Source organism: Butyricimonas faecihominis, assembly GCF_033096445.1.
In the GTDB taxonomy this organism is placed as follows: Bacteria; Bacteroidota; Bacteroidia; order Bacteroidales; family Marinifilaceae; genus Butyricimonas; species Butyricimonas faecihominis.
Window position 1 is genome coordinate 1107301 of record NZ_AP028155.1, and the last position, 22328, is coordinate 1129628.

A 22328-nucleotide genomic window follows, 5' to 3' on the forward strand; every position below is an offset into this window, starting at 1 on the left:
CAAGCGTTTAAGATTCTGTTTTTCAGCGGTAAAAGATAATCCCTTGACAAGTCCTTTGCGATTTTTGCTTCATTCCGACCTATACCTTCAAAAGATAAAAATACTCTTCAAGTGTTAAGTTTTTGTTAAATCTTTCATCCCAAAAACAAACTTTTTTATTCGGTTCTATTCCCCAAACGGCTTTTATACTTCCTTTTTTTCTTAGTAGGATTTTTGTACCGTTATTTTTTTATATAGTTGATATTCAATTACAAAACTCCTCTCATATGAATTCCACATGAACAGCGTTGTGCGCCAGCTTCACGAGCAAGGGACGGATGTGGTAATAGTAGATACCGGTAACTCATACGAGGGACTGTGCGAGTATTTGGGTGGAAAATATATCTCCTACACGGAAGAATGCCCGATTACGATGAATCCTTTCCGCATCAACAGGCAGGAATTGAACGTGGAAAAGACAGGCTTCCTGAAAAATCTCGTGCTGCTGATTTGGAAAGGCAGCCAAGGGACGGTCACCAAAACGGAAGACAGGCTGATCGAGCAGGTCATCACCGAATATTACGATACCTACTTCAACGGTTTCGATGGTTTCACCCCACCCCAACGGGAGGATTTGCGCAAAAGCCTTTTGATTGACGAACGAAACAAAAGCGGCAATCGCGCTGAAAGTGAAACGGAACTGAACGCACGGATAGAAACTGTCATAGACGAGATAGAACGCAGGAGAAAGGAACTGAAAGTGGAATCACTGTCATTCAACACATTCTATGAGTTCTCCGTACAACGCATTCCCGACATCTGCAATGAAAACAGTATAACCGGGATAGACATTTCCACCTACCGGTATATGATGAAAGATTTCTATCGAGGTGGCAACCACGACAAGACGCTGAACGAGAACATGGACAGTTCGCTGTTTGACGAGACCTTCATTGTCTTTGAAATCGATTCCATAAAAGATGACCCGCTCCTGTTCCCCTTGGTGACACTCATCATCATGGACGTGTTCCTGCAAAAGATGCGTATCAAGAAGAACCGCAAAGTCCTGGTCATTGAGGAGGCATGGAAAGCCATAGCCAGCCCTCTTATGGCAGAATACATCAAATTCATGTATAAGACCGCCCGAAAGTTCTGGGCTTCAGTGGGCGTGGTCACACAGGAGATTCAGGACATCATCGGGTCTGAGATTGTCAAGGAGGCCATCATCAACAACTCCGATGTGGTAATGCTGCTTGACCAAAGCAAGTTCCGTGAACGCTTTGATACCATCAAGGCTATTCTCGGTCTGACAGACGTGGACTGCAAGAAAATCTTTACCATCAACCGACTGGAGAATAAAGAGGGGCGTTCGTTCTTTCGTGAGGTCTTTATCCGCCGTGGCACTACCAGCGGTGTGTATGGTGTGGAGGAACCGCATGAGTGTTACATGACCTATACCACGGAACGGGCCGAGAAAGAAGCCTTGAAACTCTACAAGGCTGAACTGCAATGCAGCCACAAGGAAGCCATCGAGCGTTATTGCGCTGACTGGGATGCTTCCGGAATAAACAAGTCCCTGCCGTTTGCCCAAAAAGTGAATGCTGCCGGGAAGGTATTGAATCTTCATCAACCAAAGACAAAACAACAATGAAACGATTCGCTCTCATAATAATGACAATAGCCACGATTTTCGCCCAACAAGTTCATGCCCAGTATTACAGCGTGAACTTCGATGCGAAAACCGTTGCCGCTATGGTTGCCGCCTACGGTACTGGAACCGTTGCAGAAGCGTATTATGACGAGCAGGTGCAGAATATACTGAAACACTACAAGGCTTCGGAAGTGGCCACTGCCGGAATATTTGCCAGCAAGTTCCTGGAAAGGAAGGCACTCACTGATTTGGGCATCTGGAGCAGTGCCACCGAAAATTACTACTACCGCAGGATTTATCACTTGGTGGCGCACAAGATTATCCCGAAGACATGGATTGTCGCCAAACTGATGCTCCGTTCTCCACAGACCGCACTCCATTGGTGCAGTTATCTGATGAAAGTGTGCGATGACACCAAATCCCTCTGTATGCAGTTCGAGAGCGTTGTCACCAACAGCACTCTGTCTTTCTCCGATATCACCTTTCTGGAAATCAATGAAGAAATCGCCTCCATCTTAAAACTCTCCGAGATTGGCAACGTGGACTGGCAACGGCTCTTTGATGACATATCCAAAGTGCCGGGCAACTTCACCAAGGAAAACCTGAAAGCCGATTTGAACAAACTTTACCAGATGGGAGCCGGTCTTGCCACTTCGGGAATCACCAATATCGGGAACGCCTTGCTGCAACAGAACTCGTTTCACGAGCTGATGAACGGGAAAGTCAGCAAGGTCATTGACATCTACGAGCATTACAACGGACTTTTCGAGCAACTGGAGAACAATGCCGGACAGACCATACTGGGCATCGTGGGTGGTGAAGAAAATGTGGCAGGATTGTTCAAGTTCAGCGACTACAACCTCACTTCGTGGATTACCGATTATCTGGACGAAACAGCCGGGAATTACTACACCCAGCGATGGTACATCGCAAGGCGTGACCGTGGCAGTGTCTCCCTCTGCGACTATTATCCCCCGACAGATGACAAGAGCATCCTTGAAGGTGGTGAATGGACCCGCTTCAAGACAAGCGATCCGAACTTCTATCCCAACGCATCGCAAAAGGAGCAGGCCCTTTCCAATTCGGAACGCTATGCCGGATGGTCAAGGAACAGGGTGCAGCAGCTTAACAATGCCAATGACGGCTTCAGTTACACAATCAATTATTACCAGTCCAGCTATATCATTAAAAAAGGGAAGAAACAGACCAAGAAGGCATACGCCTACGAAATCCATGTCACGAAAAGCTGGAACAACGAGGAAATAGTCTATGAAGACGTGTTCGATTCCTATTCGATGGATTTGAACACATTCAAGGCTCAACTTAATGCACATCTGTCTGAGTTTAACGACAACGAAGACGGCTATGTCTATTATATCGCTTCCGACAGCCGGAACTATTACCAGGCAACCAATGAAGAGAAACTGAAAGGATGCGAAACGGTAACAATCAGTGTCACCTGTTCGGACGGTGCGACACTTGGGCAGGGAACAACCCAGTATAAGTGCCGGAAATGCGGAAGTACGCTCAACGCCCATTCCAAGGAGTGCGCGATGAAGACTACAGCCGAAAGCGAGGAACTGGATTTGTCTGAACTCGATGCCATGCAGCGGGAAGCGGACAACAAGGTTTACGCGCTCCAGTCACAAATATCCGCATTGGAAAAGGAAAACGAATCGCTTATCAAACAGATTGCCAATGCCAGTGTGGAGGATGCCGTTCCTCTCCGTCAGAAATACAATGAGAACAAAGCGGAAATAAACAGGTTGAAACCTGAACTTGCCGCCTGGCAGCAGAAGCAAGAGGAAATCGCACAGGCAAAAAAAGAAGGCCAAAGCGACAACGATGTGCAGACCGATGACTATTACCGGATACCGGCTATCATGCAAGACTGCAAGACGGCTTACAATATCACCTGGCAGGACAACGGTTCCTGGAACGGCTACACCTATGTCCGAAAAGGCACAATCCCGAATATCAACGGCATCATCACATTCAAGGCGACACTGAAAATCGCCCGAAAGCCCAAATACTTCCTTGGCATCAAGATACACAGAGCTATCCTGCAAATCTCCTGGGACTTGACAACGGAGTATTCCGATACCCATGTGGTGGAAGTGATTACGCTTGACCCCGATATGAGCGACAAGGAAAAGACAAAACTGGTCAATGACCGCATAGCGGAAATCGCGAAAGAATATCCGAAGTGCAAGATAACGACTGAATATGCCCGTACTGAACCGCAGGAGGACACGAAAACAAACGATATGTATCACCTGCTTTGGTCAAGCGACCGGCTGGAGATTGCCCGTGAAGTGGATTCCCGGCTCACGAAGATTTACGCCGACTTGGTATCATTGGAAAAGATGATGCACTACAGGCGCAGTATCATTGACGTGCTGAAAGATGTTCTGCCACCCGTTGACGATGATCAGGGGCGCAGACTTTCCCTTGTGGAGGAATGTCACGACCGTTGGATGGAAAACGCACGAAACAGAAAGATTGAGGAGGGCAAGCGATGAAAAGAGGCAGGACATATATACTCGGATTGTTGATAATGCTGCTGGCACCCCTGTCCGCAAATGCGCAATGGAGTTTTGATGTGGGGACGGTTGAAGCCTATATCAATGACCACAAGCAACAACGAAGCCTCTTGCTGGCTCGCTCCACATTGGAACACAGCAATAAACTGTTGCATGAGTACAGCCGTAAGGAAACGGTGGGTTATAAGGAACTGAATGTAGATTTGGACAAGTACACCAGAGCTTTCGATGTGATTGACGTGATGTACCAGTCCCTGCGCACGGCATTGAATGTACATTCCACCTACAAAGGGGTCAGCGAAAGAATATCCGACTACAAGGCGATGCTTGAAGATTTCAATGAGAAGGTCATCAAGCGGAAACACATAGAGTTGGCAGACACTCTGATATTATCCATCAATGCCGGAGCCATACGGATGATAGCCCAGGAAGGAGAATACCTATATAAATCCGTGAGCGATTTGGTTCTGTACGCCACAGGTGCGGCGGCTTGTTCCACTTCGGACTTGCTGATGGTGCTGAACAGCGTCAACTGTTCTCTTGACAATATCGAGAAGCATTTGAACCGTGCTTATTTCGAGACCTGGCGGTACATACAGGTTCGTATCGGCTATTGGAAAGAGAAAGTCTATCGTACCAAGACCAAACGGGAACTTATTGACGATGCTTTCGGACGGTGGAGACAATCAGGTAAACTGGATTATTGATAACTAAAAATAGAGAAATTATGAAATGGATTTTTACAACGATGCTGTTAGTGGCAACCATTGCGGCAAACGCCCAATATGTCACCTACAACCACGATTCGCCCAAGATGAACCAAATCACGGTGGAAGAAACCGGAGCCGGTGCGCTCAAACCGGAACTTTATTACACGTTGCTGCACAACAAGTACAAGAAAACGGCAGCTGTCAAGAACAAACTCACATTCCGCACGGCGGCAGGCGTGGCTTCCTATCAGCAGGTAAATGAAGCGGAAGCCATAGATTCCGCACTCACAAGCAGAGCCAAGATTGAAGCCTTGAATGTGGCAGACCGACAAGTGGATTTAGCCTGGCTTGCGGAAAAGGACAAGGTGGAATCACAGATGCGGCAGTTTCAGAAGAACATTGACCGCATAATGATGACAGGCGGCTCGCCAAAAGAAAAAGAACGGTGGAACGACTATTACCGTATCTATCAATGCGCAATCAAGGCAACAAGGGATGCCTATATGCCCAACGCGCAGCGTAAGAAAGAGTATCTGCAAATCTATGCCGATGTCTCCCGGCAAAACGATGTACTGGTGAAATATCTCGTCCAGTTGAGCAACCGCAATGCCACGAAGAATCTCCTTTCGGCAACGGAGAACCGCCCGATAGACAAAAGAAGCATTATCAGCAATGCCATGAGTCGCTGGAATGAATCCCGGTCAGCAGTGCGAGGGTCGCAGAATGATGACGGGAACGAAGACGGAAATGAGAACGAGAGTGTGAACAGATAAAATTTAATGGAAAAATAGATGGCAAGCGGAGATATACTTTCAGATTTCGGCATCAATCTGCTTGAAGAAGAGATTGATGATGTGATTTTTCAGACCAACGAGTTCCTGACGGATGCCACCTTCACAGGTTCACAAGGCCCGTTTTGGTGGATTCTCCAGATGTGTATGGCACTCGCGGCCTTGTTTGCAATCGTCATGGCAGCAGGCATGGCGTATAAGATGATGGTCAAGAACGAACCGCTGGATATCATGAAGTTGTTCAAGCCATTGGCTATTTCAATTATCCTATGCTGGTGGTATCCTCCGGCAGACACGGGTATGGTAAACAGCGGGAGCAACTGGTGCGTGTTGGATTTCCTATCCTATATTCCGAACTGTATCGGCTCTTACACTCATGACCTGTACCAAGCGGAAGCCACACAGATTGAGGATAAATTTCAGGAAGTGCAGCAACTCATCTATGCAAGAGATACGATGTACACCAGCCTACAAGCACAGGCGGATGTGGCACACAGCGGAACTTCCGACCCTAATCTGATAGAAGCCACTATGGAACAGACCGGGGTGGACGAAGTGACCAATATGGAAAAGGATGCAGCCAAACTTTGGTTCACTTCACTTACTTCCGGGATTGTTGTAGGAATAGATAAAATCGTGATGCTCATAGCCTTAATTGTGTTTCGCATAGGCTGGTGGGCTACGATTTACTGCCAGCAAATCCTGCTCGGAATGCTCACGATTTTCGGACCGATACAATGGGCTTTCAGCCTCTTGCCCAAATGGGAAGGAGCTTGGGCGAAATGGCTGACAAGGTATCTGACTGTACATTTTTATGGTGCGATGCTCTACTTCGTCGGATTTTATGTCCTGCTTCTGTTCGACATTGTGCTTTGCATACAGGTGGAAAACCTGACGGCAATCACGGTAAGTGAGCAGACAATGGCTGCTTATCTGCAAAACTCCTTTTTCTCGGCAGGCTACCTTATGGCTGCAAGTATCGTGGCATTGAAATGCCTGAACCTTGTTCCGGACTTGGCCGCCTGGATGATACCGGAGGGCGATACCGCATTCTCAACCCGAAACTTCGGTGAAGGTGTGGCTCAACAGGCGAAGATGACAGCGACCGGTGCAATCGGTACTATGATGCGATAATCGTAAACTCATAATCAAAAATATACAATGGTAATCAGAAATTTAGAAAACAAAATCAAGTTAGTGGGCATCATCTGCTCGTTCTTCCTTGTCGGCTGCATCATCATCAGCGTGAGCAGCATTTGGACGGCACGGACAATGGTGACAGATGCACAGAAGAAAGTCTATGTGCTGGACGGCAACGTGCCAATATTGGTCAACCGTACCACGATGGACGAAACCCTTGATGTGGAAGCCAAAAGTCATGTGGAAATGTTCCACCACTTCTTTTTCACGCTTCCTCCCGATGACAAGTACATCAAATACACGATGGAAAAGGCGATGTACCTGGTGGACGAAACAGGTTTGGCGCAGTACAACACGCTCAAAGAGAAAGGCTTTTACTCCAACATCTTGGGAACAAGTGCCGTATTCTCCATTTACTGCGACAGTGTGCGGTTTGACAAAAGCAATATGGAGTTCACTTATTACGGACGGCAGCGTATCGAGCGCAGAAGCAACATCCTGATGCGTGAACTGGTGACGGCAGGACAACTCAAACGAGTGCCGAGAACCGAGAACAATCCGCACGGACTGCTTATCGTAAATTGGCGTACCCTCCTCAATAAAGACATCGAACAGAAAACGAAAGCAACCTATTAAAATTTACAGATATGAACACCAAAGGATTCCGCAGGATGCTGTTCGGCGAAAAGATGCCTGACAAGAACGATCCACAATACAAAGAGAGATACGAGCGTGATGTGAATGCCGGTCGCAAATTCGCCCAGGCGACACGTCTTGACAAACTGGCCGCCAAGATACAGGGCTTTGCCAACAGGAACAAGATACTGTTCCTTGTCATGGTATTCGGTTTCGTAATCGGCACATTCACCTTCAACATTTATCGGCTGACCAAGGCTTATCGGCATGGTCAGGAGATAAGAAGTGCTACAGAAATGCAGGACAGCCTGCTCAGAGAACGCCACAAGGAGCCGGTTGCTCCCATTGTTGAACCCACCCAAACCAGACAACGATGAAAAGGATATTCGAGAAAATCAATTTCAGGCAGCCCAAATATATGCTTCCTGCCATATTGTATATTCCGCTGTTGGGCGCGTCCTATTTCATCTTTGACCTCTTCCATGCAGAAAAGGCAGAGATAGCCGACAAGACACTCCAGACCACGGAGTTCCTGAATCCCGACCTGCCCGATGCCACCATCAAGGGCGGCGACGGCATAGGAAGCAAATACGAGAACATGGCAAAGTCGTGGGGCAAGATTGCCGACTACACGGCTGTGGATAACATAGAACGAGACGAACCCGATGATGACAAGGAAAAATACGAATCGCAGTACAGCCAGGACGAAGTTGCCTTCTTGGGTGAACTGGAACAGCAGAAATTACAGGCAGAGGAAACTGCCGATGCCAAAGCGAGAGAGCAGGAAGCCCTCAAAGAACTGGAGCGTGCCCTCGCGGAAGCACGACTAAAGGCGCAGGCACAGGTGGAACCTGTTGAACCGCTTGCAGAAGACAGTCTTGAACAACGCACGGAAACCGGAGTGTCCGCAAGCGGAACAATCAATGAAGAAAGCCGGGCGGTAAACGCTCCTTCCGAAAACGAAGAACCGGGTGAAATGGTCAAGAAAGTAAAAGTGACCTCCGACTATTTCAACACCATTGCCCAAAACGAGCATGAGCCTAATCTGATCAAGGCGATTATAGACGAGGATGTCAAGGCCGTGGACGGAAGCCGTGTCAGACTTCGGCTTTTGGATGATGTGGAAATCAATGAGACGGTGGTCAAAAGCGGTTCTTATCTCTACGCCATCATGAGCGGCTTTTCCTCGCAGAGGGTCAAGGGAACCATTAACAGCGTACTGGTGAATGATGAAATCGTCAAGGTCAGCCTTTCGCTCTATGATACCGACGGACTGGAGGGGCTGTATGTGCCGTCAAGTTCATTCCGTGAAACCGCAAAAGATGTGGCAAGCGGAGCGTTCAATAGCAACATGAACATTAATACCGGCGGTAATGGCAACAGCCTTACTCAATGGGGAATGCAGGCTATTCAGGATGCCTACCAGAAGACGAGCAACGCCATCAGCAAGAACATCAAGAAGAACAAGGTCAACCTGAAATACGGTACGTTTGTCTATATCATCAACAGCAAGGAAAAAAGAAATGCAAAGTAAATAACCATTCAAAGAATCATAGATATGAAGATTATCAAGACTATCTGTATCGGAGTAACGGCGGCATTGTCAAGCCTGCCTACATTCGCCCAGCAGACTTACGAGGAATTGGAGCAACTGACCGTCAACGAGCAAGTGACCACGGTCATTACCGCTTCCGAACCTATACGCTTCGTGGATATTTCCACGGACAAAGTGGTCGGTGACCAACCGATAAACAACACGATCCGTCTGAAGCCAAAGGAGACAGGACACGAGGACGGTGAGGTACTGGCCATCGTCACCATTGTCACGGAACGCTACCGTACCCAGTATGCGCTGCTCTATACCACAAGGATGCAGGAAGCCGTGACGGACAAGGAAATCGAGTTCCGGGAACGTAACGCCTATAACAATCCTGCCGTGAGTATGTCACAGGCGGATATGACACAGTTTGCGAGGCGTATATGGAACTCTCCTGCCAAATACCGCAACGTGAGAAGCCGGGAACACCGCATGACGATGAGATTGAACAACATCTATACGGTCAGTGATTATTTTTTCATTGACTTCTCCATCGAGAACAAGACCAATATCCGTTTCGACATCGATCAGATACGGGTAAAACTCGCGGACAAGAAGTTGTCCAAGGCAACCAACGCCCAAATCATAGAGCTGGCACCCGCATTGGTACTTGAACAGGCAAAGTCATTCCGTCATGGCTACCGTAACGTCATTGTGTTGAAGAAGATGACCTTCCCCAACGACAAGGTACTGACCATTGAAATGACCGAGAAACAGATAAGCGGCAGGAACATACATTTGAATATAGACTACGAGGATGTGCTTTCAGCCGATTCGTTTAACCGTGTATTATTGGAGGAGGAATGATGAAAAAGATATTATTGATATTGGTCACGGTAATAACATTTGCCATGAACGGTAAAGCGCAAAGCAACAGCGACCGTCTTTCGTTGGGTATTGGTTGCCTGTATCAAAACGGACTGGACCTCACCCTCTCATACGAACATGAGGGCAAGTACCACCACATGTGGGAGTTTTTTGCCAACGGTTATCTCAAATGGGACGAATGCGCATCCTGCGGTCATATCTGTCCGGAATCATTCTGGAGGAATTACAGGAGTTACGGATTCGGAGTAGCCTACAAGCCTTGTGTGGCGCGTGGTCGCAACCATTACGGCAATGTCCGTATCGGGGCATCTGCCGGGAGTGACACAAAACGGTTCTTGGGCGGCATCCACCTCGGCTATGAACACAATTATGTGTTGCGTGGTGGCTGGAGGCTGTTCTGCCAAGTGAAAACCGATTTGATGATAAAAGGAGAAGACCTGTTCCGCACAGGCATTGTCTTAGGTGTAAAATTACCTCTAAACTAAGGGAAAATGAAAAAGAAATTATACATAAACGCTTGCAGGCTATTCAGCCTGTTAACCATCGTCACGTTATTCGTAGCCTGTGACGCACACCGGGATTTCCCGGACACGGCAATGAAACCCTGTCATATCCTGTGTACGGACGGCAAAGTGTTGTCGGTATCAGACTTCAAGCAATCCGAAAAACAGCCTATTGCCGTGGTGTTCCATGTCAATCACGACGAAGCTATTGAAGGCAACGGCTATGCGGTTTACCTGTGGGACTTGGCACCGGAGGCTTTTGCAGATAGCATAGGTGTAAACCAACGCACATCTGCTGACATCACGGCACTGGACGGCAACGAGAACACCTTTGCAATCTACGACACCAGAGAAACCACCTCGCCTATGGCAGAAGCGGTCTTCGCCCTGTGGCGGTACGGACAGTCGTCCTATATCCCATCAGTGGCGCAGATGCGGATGCTCTATAATGCCAAGAGCCAGATAAACCCCATCATCAGGATGTGCGGTGGCGACGAGCTGCCCGATGCTGCCGATGACTGCTGGTACTGGACGAGTACGGAAGTGGCCGGGCAGGAAAAGGCGAAAGCGTGGCTCTATTCCATGGGAAGCGGCTCGATGCAGGAAACACCCAAGACACAGGCACACAAGGTACGTGCAATCATTACACTAAACAAATAAAACGAAGAGAATATGGAAACAATAGACATTATCATGCTTATAGGACTTTTACTGATGATAACGGCACTTGTCCTGATGTACCGATGTGCGAGAAAAAGATCGCCCCGTCGGAAAATGGAAGAACTTGCCGAAGTCCTTGTTTCGGTCAAAAAGGATTTTGCATACAAATTACAGCGATTCGATTACCTGCTGGAAATGATAGCGGACGAAAATGAACACGTTTCGTTCCTGAAAAGACGTATCACCCAATTGCAGGAGATAACCGAAGAACTGGAAGAGAAGCGCGGCAAACTTGATGAGAACATCGAATCATTGACGAACATCCAAGCCGAACTAAGAGAAAGCAGCGACACGCTTGTGGAGCAATCCGCCCGGTTACGAACAGAAATATCGTACAGCGAGCAGGCTCTCCGCGAGATAGGACAACGCATCGAGTATCAGAAGAAAATCAAAGAGGGACTGGAGATTGCTTTAGGCAACATTCCTGCGGAAGAGGTTCATTACCTCTCGAAGCCGGTGTTCAGCATGGGCATCACACCGTCTGTATGCGACCGTCTGGAAGCTCGCGGCATATTGTATATCGGAGACCTGATTCCGCTCAGTGAACAGCATCTTATCGAGACCTGGGGCGTAGGTCCGGTCACTCTTGAAAAGATAAAAACCAAGATGAACGAGAACGGTGTATGGTTCGGGATGGATGTCATCCGGGTCGGCAGCCGTTGGTTCCGTCGGAAACAGTAACCAATAACATATTGAATCATGGAAGAAAGCAAAGAGTTACAAGGATTTTACAAGATATTCCGTTCGGTCATCTATGTCTCCATTCTGCTGGAGTTCTTCGAGTATGCCATTGACCCGGCCATGCTTGACCATTGGGGCGGCATACTCTGCGACATACACGGGCGTATCAAGCGGTGGGTAATCTACAATGACGGAAATCTCGCATATAGCAAGTTAGCCACGTTCCTGCTTATATGCATCACCTGCATAGGGACAAGGAACAAGAAGAAACTGGAGTTCAATGCACGGAAGCAAGTTCTTTATCCTATCATAATAGGTATGGGGCTGGTTGTATTGTCTGTTTGGTTGTTTGGATATCCGATGGAAACAAGGCTTTACACCTTACGGTTGAACATCTGGCTTTATATGCTTGCCTCAATAATCGGCGTGGTACTGGTACACATCGCCCTTGACAACATTTCCAAGTTCCTCAAAGAGGGATTGCTGAAAGACCGTTTCAATTTTGAGAACGAGAGTTTTGAGCAGTGCCGGGAGTTGCAGGAGAACAAGTATTCGGTCAATATCCCCATGCGCTACTATTACAAGGGGAAGTTCCGCAAAGGTTGGGTGAACATCAGCAATCCGTTCCGAGGCACATGGGTAGTCGGCACACCGGGTTCCGGCAAGACTTTCTCCATTATCGAACCGTTTATCCGGCAACACTCAGCAAAAGGCTTTGCCTTAGTTGTTTACGACTATAAATTTGTGTGACGAGCAAGTCATGTTGATGGCTGTTTAACTGAGTTAAACTCTGATTAAACCTATTGTTTCGTCAATAGTAGCCTAAGAGCAGGTGCGACATCAGTTGTGCTAAGCTGCTCTGAAAAGGTAACCCTCCCGAAAGGGGAAGAATGAACCGTGAGGGAATTTCAACGACCGCAAGCGTTATGCAGTCTGGGGGCTTGGCTCAATGGTATGGTTAGCGCAAGCGAACTGTTATTTAAAGGTCGTTAAGTCGAACAAGCCAAACAACGCTGATAGGCTTGAACCAAAAGGTAAAGCGGTTGGACATTTCTGTGAATTTTGGGAATGCACGAACATCAGAACCGCCGGCTGAGAGACAGAACCTAACCCATTGGTTTGGCATCAACATGGAACTCGGTAAGCCTATATATCTCCCACAAAGGGTAAGCAGACCGCAAGGAATGCCGAATGGTATGTAGGTATAAGATTGTGGAAAAAGCGAATGCCATTCTGTAACGGAATGGATAAGGATTAAGCCAATGTCACGTGTGTCATTGACAACATCATCCTCCACGAAAGTGGGCAGACTTCCACTAGGTAATTCTTTTACAAGATAACTTAAAGAACTTCTTAAAGGAGGAAAGCAAATGAACGAAAATAGAAATATTAAGTGTGCGCCTTCTGACCGAAACCAAAGTTGGACCAGTATAGACTGGAACAAGGCGGAGGAAACGGTCAAGAAGCTTCAAGCGCGTATTGTAAAAGCTCAGAAAGAAGGTAAGTATGGTAAAGTGAAAGCTTTGCAATGGACACTTACCCACTCGTTTTATGCCAAGGCATTGGCAGTTAAACGAGTGACCTCTAACAGTGGCTCAAAAACTTCGGGGGTGGACAAAACATTATGGACAACACCTGAAAGAAAATACAGAGCCATTGCTACACTTAAGAGAAGAGGCTACAAACCTCAACCGTTAAAGAGAGTCAATATCAAAAAGAGTAATGGTAAACTTCGCCCTTTGGGCATTCCTACAATGACAGACCGCGCAATGCAGGCATTGTACCTAATGGCACTTGACCCTGTAGCAGAAACCATTTCGGACAAATATTCATTTGGATTCAGAAAGAATCGCTGTTGTGCAGATGCCATGATTCGTTGTCATACCCTCTTATCTCGTTCTTACTCACCCGAGTGGGTTTTAGAGGGAGATATAAAGGGATGCTTTGACCACATCAGCCATGATTGGCTTCTAAACAATGTCCCTATGGATAAAGAAATACTCCGTAAGTGGTTGAAATGCGGATTTGTCTTCAAAGGAGAGGTTTTCCCAACGGAAGAAGGTACACCACAAGGTGGAATCATATCGCCAACTCTTGCTAACATCGCTCTGAACGGTATCGAAAAGGCTCTTTCGGGATTCAAGCAAACAACCCGTAATGGTGTTGCATATAATCCCAAAGTGAGTTTAATACGATATGCCGATGATTTTATCATTACAGGTGCATCTAAAGAAATCTTGGAAAACGAGGTAAAACCTATTCTAGTCGAATTCTTCCAAGAAAGAGGGCTGGAACTGTCAGAAGAAAAAACAGTTATAACCCATGTTTCGGAAGGTTTTGATTTTCTCGGATTCAATGTTCGCAAATATAATGGTACACTACTGACAAAACCGTCAAAGAAAAGTGTAAAGAAACTCACCGAAAAGGTGAAGGTTCTATTGAAATCGCACAGAGCAGTAAAACAAGAGGAAATACTTATGATGCTGAATCCAATATTGACGGGATGGTCAATGTACTATCGGTATTGCGCAGCCTCAGAAACTTTTAGGAAAACCGACCAAAAGATATTCAATATGATTTGGAGATGGTGTCTCAGACGCCATTCAAACAAATCTCTTGGATGGATTAAAAATCGGTATTTTCATCGTGTGAATAATCGTGATTGGTGTTTTGGTATCGCAAAAGACAGTCCTAAGGGAAATACACATATCCTTCTAACTCGTCTGTTTGATACCAAGATTACAAAATATCCCCAAATAAAAGGGGATGCAAATCCGTATGATGCGGAATGGTATGATTACTTCCTTGACAGAAATCTTATTCGTATGAAAGAAAGTTTGAAAGGAAGGAAATCCCTCATATTCATGTGGGAAAGACAGAACCAATGCTGTCCATTATGTGGAGAACCCATAACCAAAGACACACCGTGGCGCACGGTGATGCTGAACGTGGATGGTATATCCAAACTGCATCTTGCACATGAAACATGTTGTAAATCTCTTAACAAGAAAGGAGGACTTTCATGAGCGTGCTTCATAGAAGTATTGAATTGCTTGAGCCGTATGATGGGAAACTATCATGTACGGTTCTTAGGGGGGAAAGCGCCCGTAAGGGTGCCGACCTACCCGATCCGACTTTGGCAACCAAATTATATTATCATTATAAGAAAAACCAGAAGCTCAGAAAGCTGCCCAAGGGGTGCAAGTTCAACATAATCAATTTCGTTGATGTGGAATACAGCCGCAGGGTAAATCCTATCCAGTTGAAATACATCAACAATCTTGCTGCCGCATCTGAAACCGCAGAAACCCTGCTTGAGTCCTTACAAAAAGGCAAGAAAGAAGGAGGCGGTGGCAGTGACCAGTTCTTTCAGACATCCGCTGTCAACTTCCTTGCCGCCTGCATCTATTTTTTCTGCAACTGGGGCAAAGAACCCTACGACAAGGACGGTAATATGCTCACGGCAGAGAAGGTACAGGACAAACAGACCAAGCGGATGATACCCACCGGACGGGTGTTCAATTCCGCAGGTGAGGAAGTGGAACCGGCTTATTGGCTCGGAAAGTATTCCGATATGCCACATATCCTGTCATTCCTCAATGAGAGTTACCAGACAATTTTCGAGGTATTGGAGACCGACAACGAGGTGGCACCGTTGCTCGGTCCGTTTCAAACCGCCCTGAAGAACAAGGCAATGGAACAGTTGGAAGGTATGATCGGTACGCTGCGTGTCTATACCTCTCGCCTTGCCACCAAGGAAAGCTACTGGATATTCCACAAGGACGGTGACGACTTCGACTTGAAAGTCTCTGACCCCAAGAATCCCTCTTACCTGTTGATAGCCAATGATCCGGAAATGGAAAGCATCATCGGTGCGCTGAACGCCCTTATCCTTAATCGTCTGGTTACACGAGTGAACACGGGACAAGGCAAGAATATCCCGGTAAGCATCATCGTGGATGAGTTGCCTACCCTGTATTTTCACAAGATAGACCGCCTTATCGGTACGGCACGAAGTAACAAGGTGTCAGTGGCGTTGGGATTTCAGGAGTTACCGCAGCTCGAAGCGGACTATGGCAAGGTAGGTATGCAGAAGATTATCACTACTGTCGGCAATGTGGTCAGCGGTTCTGCCCGTTCCAAAGAGACCTTGGAATGGTTGTCATCCGACATCTTCGGTAAGGTGGTACAACTCAAAAAAGGCGTGACCATCGACCGGGACAAGACTTCCATCAACCTCAATGAGAACATGGACAGCCTTGTTCCTGCATCCAAAATCTCCGATATGCCGACCGGATGGATATGCGGTCAGACAGCCCGTGACTTTGTGCAAACAAAAACAGGAAGCGGTGGAAGCATGAACATTCAGGAAAGCGAGGAGTTCAAGACCTCCAAGTTCTACTGCAAGACGGATTTCGATATGAAGGAGATAAAAAAGGAGGAAGCCAGCTATGTACCGCTTCCCAAGTTTTACACCTTCAAATCAAGGGATGAACGGGAGCGCATCCTTTACAAGAACTTTGTACAAGTTGGAGAGGATGTCAAGGAAATGATACAAGAGATTCAGAAGTATAAAGTGAAATAGTTTCTCTAATGGGGGCAGTACCAAATTATCAGTCATTGCCCCCTATTCAATTTATCAATTACCAAAATCGAGGGTCTGTACTAATATCATCCCCGGAAAAATCAAATTGAATATCTTGTATCCTACCGACATATCCAACACTTCTTTTTTCTTGAAATTTTGGATATCGTTGTAAATCATCTGCATATATGCTTACATATACAGGCGTATCAAATAATTCACGAACTCCATCTCCTAACCTTTTCCAAAATGATTGAGTATAGTGATTCTTAAATTCTTCACTAAATTTAGTCTTAACTATCCATACGCTTCTGTTGTCAAGCGATTGATCCAATATTCCTCCGTGAAATAAACAAATTTTAGAGAGCTTAGCAGCCATAGTCTCTTCTGACATAGGAGTATTACCTACATTTATAAACACGAGTATTTTCATCTTGCATAAATTGTTCTAATATCCATAACTCTATAAAATCATAATAGAAACTTTGTCATTTCTTGCTTTTCTTGTTTTTCTTAACTTTAGTATTTTGTTTTGGCAATCCTGTTTCAACACCACTACTACATTTACAATCCGTCAGTAAGACAGAAGTATGAGGTAAATCTTTGTACTCTAGTCTTAATTTTTCGAATTCAGAACGTTTGCTGCTTTCTCTATGAACATCAAACACCCAAAATACAGACAAACAAGTACCAGTTGCATTTGTGTACTGAATAAACTTATTTCTGTATTCTCGACGTTTCTTCTCTTCCTGAATTTCTTTATTGTGAAGTAGTTTAAGCTCTACCATAATAGGATTACACAAGCCGTATCGAATGAGAATATTTGTACGCTTATTATCTTGTAGAGCAACCTCCCGATCTACACGAACAGCCTCTAATCCCATTTGGCAGCATTTATTAATGATGGTATTTTTCAACTCCCTTTGAATAAAATCTTCACTTAAAGCATCTGGACGAACTAATGTGTAAATACCTTGGTCTTGTATCTCTTTTTGGACTTCAGAGTGTATTTCTGTAAAATAACGTCTTAAATCACCGTCATTCCGGATATTTAAATATGATTCTTCAATACATTTGTTGTATTGTTTAATAGCTCTACCGATGGTAATCTTTTCATTTACTAAAAACAGCATTTCTGCATTATTCATAATACTGGTAGCGAGATAACTTACACTTTTCGCATTATGAGCCTCTATCTTTTTTCTTAATGTAGAAATGTAATCAACATTGTTTAAATTCACGAAGAAAAGATATATTTGGTTAAGGAGATAACGTGCGTATTCTAATGTATCAGTGTTTTCACATAATGTCAATCCAAAATCGAACAAATCCGACATTTGGTTAGCCAACGTTTCATTATCTTTTATACTCATGAAGCATCTGAACATATGTGGATTTGGGCTTATTATTTCGGACTCCTCATATGAAATCGCACGAGCATGTCCTGTGTCATTATGGAAGGTCTTTATAATATGCTCTCTAAAATACTCAATCCGCCATTTAATGGCATCTGTATCCTTAAACTTTTCAATCATTACAGCATTACACTTCATCTTTATGCTTGTAATACCATCATCTTTGAGAGAATCGAATAAGTCTCGGTACTTGTCTATACCCCAATAACTGTAATCAGATATGACATCTAATGCCTTGGAAGCTGCAATGCTGTAATCAAGATTTTGATTAACTTTATATTGTTCTATATACTCTTCCAACTTATATGACAATGCCTCAATCCCATAATCAGTGATACAGGCACATATATCATCCGAACTTACATTCATAAAATCATCTTCCCTTGACTTCCACCATTCTACAAGTTGTTTCTTCTCCTCATCGCTAATACTACCAATAACGGACTTGTATATATTCTTCACATCTTTGACATCATAATTTCTCGTGAAGCAAACATTTGGCAATGTTTTAGCCAAAATTATTCTATAAGAGCTCAGTAAATCTTTAGCACCTAAATAATATAAAAACTTTACAAAAACAGGAATTTTGGGTAAAGACATAGAAAGAGTAAAGGAATTTTGTGTTTCCCTTTCTAATGTCATTTTGTCTAAATCAAGTTCCTCAAAAAAAACTTTAACAATATCTATCAGAGGATTACAATCTTGTTTTTGAACAAATTCAATATTTTTTGACAACTCATACGCAGCCTCATATTTATAGTACTTTGACACATTCGGGTCTAAGATATTTCGATAAGCCTCAATAAGTTGTTGATTTTGTGAATTTACTTTTCCATCTTCTAATTTTTGTGATTCCTTATCCCAATGCTCAAATGTGTCTGCATAACGTGCTATGTACTTAGCTATGGAAGTCCTTTTATCTGCATCGTTTCTAATTTTGTTAATGAGTGTGGTGAGAATATTATCTATATACCAAGTTTCTATCTCCTTTTCGCTCAACAAAATATCCATTGACGATATAAGTTCTAAATCAACAAATTCTGCATCGAAACGTCGAAATAAATCTTCTAAATCCCATGTTCTATCAAAACTTGCAATAAACAAGGCTCCTGTCTTTTTTTCAAGCAATATTCGCCTAATGATTTCATACATATCACTATAGGTAATGTAAGTATGATTGGATATAAGACCTGCAATTATTCTTGTAATGAGTTGTTTGCTATCTGTGTCTCCTTTCCAAACAATATCAAATTGTCTATTTAAATACAATTCATAACAAACGACTAGTGTACCCTTTTTATTAAAAAATTCATACAGCTTACCATTTTCTATGATGTTATTATAGGCATAAACTATTGTAGATAAATCTTCTATACATAAAACTGCATTTATTGCGTATGGATTACCTACATAACAATCATTCAACCAACAATCAACGACATCTATTTCGGTCATTTTGCTGTAACCTGTTACTTCACAATACTTTTCTTTTAATTCTTGGGTAAATCCGCTATATGATTTTGATAATTGTATAAGTTCGTCTTTACATTTAAGTGCATTATACAAGTCTAAAGCCGCCAACTGCTTTTCCTCATCGTTGGTTGCCATCAGACCATTTGCTGCATTAATCCAATGATCCGAAACGCATTTGCTTAAATTGCTGTTTTCAACAAGCGTATCAAGAACGACATAAATATTGGATAATTGAATCTTATTGAGGTAGTCGAATGGCAATAACATCTGAGCATCACAATTTACCGTATAACACTCATGCAATAATTCAGAAATCGAACCTCTCCACATAATATATACAGGTATTCGTTGGTAGTGTTCAAAAATTATTGAAAATAAATCTTCTTTCTGCTGAAGTGAAAGTACAGATGAATCAACGTATTTCAATAGATTTTCAAATGATTCATTATCAAGATTTGATTCGTATGATACAATAAGTCTAAACACATTAATAAAAGTCTGGATTCTATCATTTGAATATGAGATATGAGGAATAACATCATACCAGTTGGGATAGATATGTTTCAAATCTTTCTGTACAGCAACATCATAAAGTACACTCTCTATATTGTCCTGTCTACACAACTCCTTTGCTGCAAGATATTCTTGTAACTCAGTATTTTCAAAACATAGCATATCATTTGTATCTTTCAATATTCGACTCTCAAAGAACAGTAAATCAAAATTGGCAATGAGCATCTGCGTCATATTGCCTTTTATACCATCTAAAATCGTATATAGGTCATCTTTTGAGATTTGGTCTCTTCGACTTATCTCCATAACGAAAGCCACTTTCTCCAATGTTCTCTGCACCAATATCTTATTATTTTCATTATATTCAATGTCTTTCCGAGCTTTTACTGCTGCCTGTATTGAACGAGCAATTATGTACTCAAAAAGCTCTCCGATATTCACACCACTACCTTCTTTTTTGTTCCATTCCAATAAAAAGGTCAAATATCTTGGGATAGTTATAAGTGTTCTTAATTTCGGGCTTTTACTTATGTGCTCTATTGTTGTCTCAGAGCACTTGCTTTTAACCACATTCATTACCTCTCCCTCATTCAACCTACATATTTCTACAAATCGCAAATTCCTACAATTGGAAAAATGCTTTGCATAAGATGCCACATAATGCTTTCTACAAGTGAATATTATCTTAACATCACGATACGCTTCTTTATATTGCTTTATCGTTTGTAGTATATCATAGAATGAGTTTCCATCAACTTCATCCAAAGCGTCTATAATGCAATAGTCTGTTTCCGTTGAAAGAACCTTGTGCTTCAACTCAGATGCGGTACAATGGTACAAATTTTCAGAAACACGTTTCTTTATTTCTTCAACGAGTCTACTTTTACCTATGCCTGGTTCTCCCACAACACAAACGAAGCTTTCTTCAAGCAGTTTGTCAACAGACAAATTCTCTGTCACATCAAAAAATGTGCGCTGCCTATTATTCTCTAACAGGTCATCAATATTTTGATATTTTACAATCTGTGGCGTAATATAGTTCAATATCTTTTCGGATTCCATAATATCTAATCTTTCAAGTTATTGTACAAAGGTAATCCTTTTAGTTGAGTTAGCAGAACTCTTTTGTGATAAAAATTGAAGTAATCCGCAATTTTTATAGCAAATAGTCTTACTTATATAATGGCTGATTGAATTTAATTTAGTACTTTTGCAATGTATGGAGAAATAATAAACCAAAATGGAAGAGACGAAAGATATAAATCGAATCAAAGTTGTTCTTGTTGAAAAGAAGCGAACCAACAAATGGCTGGCAGAACAATTGGGCAAGGATCCGGCAACAGTGTCTAAATGGTGTACGAACACTTCGCAACCGGGATTGGAAACACTGTTGCAGATTGCCGGTGTTCTTGATGTTGATGTGAAAGATTTACTTCATTCAACAAAAGAGGATGCTATGTATATTAAAGTTCCAACCAATCTAACGATGTAACATAAAGACATTATGCCCAAAAACAAGAATGCCGAATATAGGTTCATGGTCTTAGACCGATGCTTTAGCGACTTTCGTCATAAATACACTATTGAAGACCTATTGGAAAAGGTCAACGATAAATTATATGATGCAAACGGAAGCAAGTCCATGATTATGGAGCGGCAATTGCGAGGAGATTTAAATGCCATTCGCAAGATGCTCCCGGACGGCATATATCTTGAAGCCATACCGCATGATGGTAAGAAGTGTTACTATCGTTATTCTGAACCGAATTTTTCTATCTACAAAAACGAACTATCAGTAGCAGAAGTGCAGAACCTCCGTTCAACAATAGAAATGTTAGGTAAATACAGAGGTTTACCTTCGAACGGATGGTTGGAAGAGGTTATCTCCAACCTCGAAATTAGATTTGGAGTCAAAGGTAATGCAGAAAATCTTGTTTCTTTTGGGCAGAATGATCAGTTAAAAGGGATTGAATATCTCTCTGACATTATTGATGCGACCATCAACCATCAGCCGTTAGATATTGAATATATTTCAGCCAACGGAAACCATCACCAACATACATTACATCCATATTTTGTTAAACAATATAATGGAAGATGGTATCTGTTCGGGCTTGACGAAAAAGAAGACAGGATTAAGAGTCTTGCCTTTGACCGTATTCAAAGTATGGTAAATAATAATTGTGCATTCCGAAAAAATGAAAAGATTGATTTCAATACATATTTCGACAATGTAGTTGGTGTAACTGTTCCATATGAGGGAGAATCAAACTTGGAAGTTTTTCAATTAAAGTTTTCTCCAAAACGTTTCAAATATGTAACCTCAAAGCCTATACATAAATCACAGGAAATTATAAGCGAAGAGGATTGTATAATTTCACTACAGTTATATCACACATTAGAATTGGAGCAACAGATTTTCTCTTTCGGACCAGATGTGGAAGTCCTTTCACCTACATGGTTTCGCGAGGCTTTTAGCAAGAAAATTGCAGAATGTATGAAAAAATATTTTTCTATGCAGAACCTTTGCATAGACAACAACGACCTTTGCAGTGTCAAATGA

Annotated in this window: 16 protein-coding genes and 3 pseudogenes; 17 read left to right on the forward strand and 2 right to left on the reverse strand. The window is 43.4% G+C overall.

Annotation, left to right across the window (positions count from 1 at the left end):
• Positions 1 to 271: 271 nt before the first annotated feature.
• The 15 genes and pseudogenes from R8806_RS04590 to R8806_RS04660 all read left to right on the forward strand — a co-directional run.
• Positions 272 to 1630: pseudogene (locus R8806_RS04590) on the forward strand (TraG/VirB4 family ATPase); the annotation flags it as partial.
• Complete coding sequence (locus tag R8806_RS04595) at positions 1627 to 4152, forward strand: hypothetical protein (protein ID WP_151411571.1); 2526 nt, start codon at positions 1627 to 1629, stop codon at positions 4150 to 4152. The pseudogene R8806_RS04590 and the gene R8806_RS04595, both read left to right, overlap by 4 nt.
• Positions 4149 to 4880: a hypothetical protein gene (locus R8806_RS04600; protein WP_151411577.1), complete on the forward strand. Its 732-nt coding sequence runs from the start codon at positions 4149 to 4151 to the stop codon at positions 4878 to 4880. Before R8806_RS04595 ends, R8806_RS04600 begins: the two co-directional genes overlap by 4 nt.
• A gap of 20 nt (positions 4881 to 4900) precedes the next feature.
• Positions 4901 to 5656 carry a DUF5045 domain-containing protein gene (locus R8806_RS04605; RefSeq protein WP_151411695.1) on the forward strand — a complete coding sequence of 252 codons (756 nt, stop codon included), beginning with the start codon at positions 4901 to 4903 and terminating at the stop codon, positions 5654 to 5656.
• An 18-nt stretch (positions 5657 to 5674) separates the two neighbouring features.
• A complete protein-coding gene (locus tag R8806_RS04610) occupies positions 5675 to 6808 on the forward strand; it encodes a membrane protein (RefSeq protein WP_008771399.1) in 1134 nt (377 codons plus the stop codon).
• Positions 6809 to 6835: 27 nt separating this feature from the next.
• Complete coding sequence (gene traK / locus R8806_RS04615) at positions 6836 to 7450, forward strand: conjugative transposon protein TraK (RefSeq protein ID WP_008771398.1); 615 nt, start codon at positions 6836 to 6838, stop codon at positions 7448 to 7450.
• 11 nt (positions 7451 to 7461) lie between these two features.
• Positions 7462 to 7827: a hypothetical protein gene (locus tag R8806_RS04620; protein WP_008775159.1), complete on the forward strand. Its 366-nt coding sequence runs from the start codon at positions 7462 to 7464 to the stop codon at positions 7825 to 7827.
• Positions 7824 to 8984, forward strand: a complete 1161-nt coding sequence (gene traM, locus R8806_RS04625) for a conjugative transposon protein TraM (protein WP_151411579.1) — start codon at positions 7824 to 7826, stop codon at positions 8982 to 8984. Before R8806_RS04620 ends, traM begins: the two co-directional genes overlap by 4 nt.
• Before the next feature lie 24 nt (positions 8985 to 9008).
• On the forward strand, positions 9009 to 9854 hold the full coding sequence (gene traN / locus R8806_RS04630; RefSeq protein ID WP_120096392.1) for a conjugative transposon protein TraN: 846 nt from the start codon (positions 9009 to 9011) through the stop codon (positions 9852 to 9854).
• Positions 9851 to 10360 carry a hypothetical protein gene (locus R8806_RS04635; protein ID WP_120096391.1) on the forward strand — a complete coding sequence of 170 codons (510 nt, stop codon included), beginning with the start codon at positions 9851 to 9853 and terminating at the stop codon, positions 10358 to 10360. Before traN ends, R8806_RS04635 begins: the two co-directional genes overlap by 4 nt.
• Before the next feature lie 6 nt (positions 10361 to 10366).
• On the forward strand, positions 10367 to 11038 hold the full coding sequence (locus tag R8806_RS04640; protein WP_103878079.1) for an Lcl C-terminal domain-containing protein: 672 nt from the start codon (positions 10367 to 10369) through the stop codon (positions 11036 to 11038).
• 75 nt (positions 11039 to 11113) lie between these two features.
• Positions 11114 to 11779: a hypothetical protein gene (locus R8806_RS04645; RefSeq protein ID WP_229782894.1), complete on the forward strand. Its 666-nt coding sequence runs from the start codon at positions 11114 to 11116 to the stop codon at positions 11777 to 11779.
• Between the two features lie 18 nt (positions 11780 to 11797).
• A pseudogene (locus tag R8806_RS04650) lies at positions 11798 to 12523 on the forward strand (YWFCY domain-containing protein); the annotation flags it as partial.
• Positions 12524 to 13149: 626 nt separating this feature from the next.
• Positions 13150 to 14805, forward strand: a complete 1656-nt coding sequence (gene ltrA, locus R8806_RS04655; RefSeq protein WP_005815604.1) for a group II intron reverse transcriptase/maturase — start codon at positions 13150 to 13152, stop codon at positions 14803 to 14805.
• 11 nt (positions 14806 to 14816) lie between these two features.
• A pseudogene (locus R8806_RS04660) lies at positions 14817 to 16364 on the forward strand (type IV secretory system conjugative DNA transfer family protein); the annotation flags it as partial.
• Between the two features lie 58 nt (positions 16365 to 16422).
• Here R8806_RS04660 and R8806_RS04665 read toward each other — a convergent pair.
• Together R8806_RS04665 and R8806_RS04670 are read right to left on the reverse strand one after the other, a co-directional pair.
• Positions 16423 to 16797 carry a hypothetical protein gene (locus tag R8806_RS04665; RefSeq protein ID WP_103878077.1) on the reverse strand — a complete coding sequence of 125 codons (375 nt, stop codon included), beginning with the start codon at positions 16795 to 16797 and terminating at the stop codon, positions 16423 to 16425.
• A gap of 55 nt (positions 16798 to 16852) precedes the next feature.
• Positions 16853 to 20827 carry an NACHT domain-containing protein gene (locus R8806_RS04670; RefSeq protein WP_317715780.1) on the reverse strand — a complete coding sequence of 1325 codons (3975 nt, stop codon included), beginning with the start codon at positions 20825 to 20827 and terminating at the stop codon, positions 16853 to 16855.
• A 178-nt stretch (positions 20828 to 21005) separates the two neighbouring features.
• On the opposite strand from R8806_RS04670, the gene R8806_RS04675 reads away from it, so the two are divergent.
• Together R8806_RS04675 and R8806_RS04680 are read left to right on the forward strand one after the other, a co-directional pair.
• Positions 21006 to 21257 (forward strand): helix-turn-helix transcriptional regulator, encoded by a 252-nt coding sequence (locus R8806_RS04675; protein WP_103878076.1) that lies wholly within the window; start codon positions 21006 to 21008, stop codon positions 21255 to 21257.
• 12 nt (positions 21258 to 21269) lie between these two features.
• Positions 21270 to 22328 carry a helix-turn-helix transcriptional regulator gene (locus R8806_RS04680; RefSeq protein WP_103878075.1) on the forward strand — a complete coding sequence of 353 codons (1059 nt, stop codon included), beginning with the start codon at positions 21270 to 21272 and terminating at the stop codon, positions 22326 to 22328.

Excerpts from the sequence above, each read along its gene's own strand:
- R8806_RS04595 (WP_151411571.1), top strand. The coding sequence starts at position 1,627 with ATGAAACGATTCGCTCTCATAATAATGACAATAGCCACGATTTTCGCC.
- R8806_RS04600 (WP_151411577.1), top strand. The coding sequence starts at position 4,149 with ATGAAAAGAGGCAGGACATATATACTCGGATTGTTGATAATGCTGCTG.
- R8806_RS04605 (WP_151411695.1), top strand. The coding sequence starts at position 4,901 with ATGAAATGGATTTTTACAACGATGCTGTTAGTGGCAACCATTGCGGCA.
- R8806_RS04610 (WP_008771399.1), top strand. The coding sequence starts at position 5,675 with ATGGCAAGCGGAGATATACTTTCAGATTTCGGCATCAATCTGCTTGAA.
- traK (WP_008771398.1), top strand. The coding sequence starts at position 6,836 with ATGGTAATCAGAAATTTAGAAAACAAAATCAAGTTAGTGGGCATCATC.
- R8806_RS04620 (WP_008775159.1), top strand. The coding sequence starts at position 7,462 with ATGAACACCAAAGGATTCCGCAGGATGCTGTTCGGCGAAAAGATGCCT.
- traM (WP_151411579.1), top strand. The coding sequence starts at position 7,824 with ATGAAAAGGATATTCGAGAAAATCAATTTCAGGCAGCCCAAATATATG.
- traN (WP_120096392.1), top strand. The coding sequence starts at position 9,009 with ATGAAGATTATCAAGACTATCTGTATCGGAGTAACGGCGGCATTGTCA.
- R8806_RS04635 (WP_120096391.1), top strand. The coding sequence starts at position 9,851 with ATGATGAAAAAGATATTATTGATATTGGTCACGGTAATAACATTTGCC.
- R8806_RS04640 (WP_103878079.1), top strand. The coding sequence starts at position 10,367 with ATGAAAAAGAAATTATACATAAACGCTTGCAGGCTATTCAGCCTGTTA.
- R8806_RS04645 (WP_229782894.1), top strand. The coding sequence starts at position 11,114 with ATGTACCGATGTGCGAGAAAAAGATCGCCCCGTCGGAAAATGGAAGAA.
- ltrA (WP_005815604.1), top strand. The coding sequence starts at position 13,150 with ATGAACGAAAATAGAAATATTAAGTGTGCGCCTTCTGACCGAAACCAA.
- R8806_RS04665 (WP_103878077.1), bottom strand. The coding sequence starts at position 16,797 with ATGAAAATACTCGTGTTTATAAATGTAGGTAATACTCCTATGTCAGAA.
- R8806_RS04670 (WP_317715780.1), bottom strand. The coding sequence starts at position 20,827 with ATGGAATCCGAAAAGATATTGAACTATATTACGCCACAGATTGTAAAA.
- R8806_RS04675 (WP_103878076.1), top strand. The coding sequence starts at position 21,006 with ATGGAAGAGACGAAAGATATAAATCGAATCAAAGTTGTTCTTGTTGAA.
- R8806_RS04680 (WP_103878075.1), top strand. The coding sequence starts at position 21,270 with ATGCCCAAAAACAAGAATGCCGAATATAGGTTCATGGTCTTAGACCGA.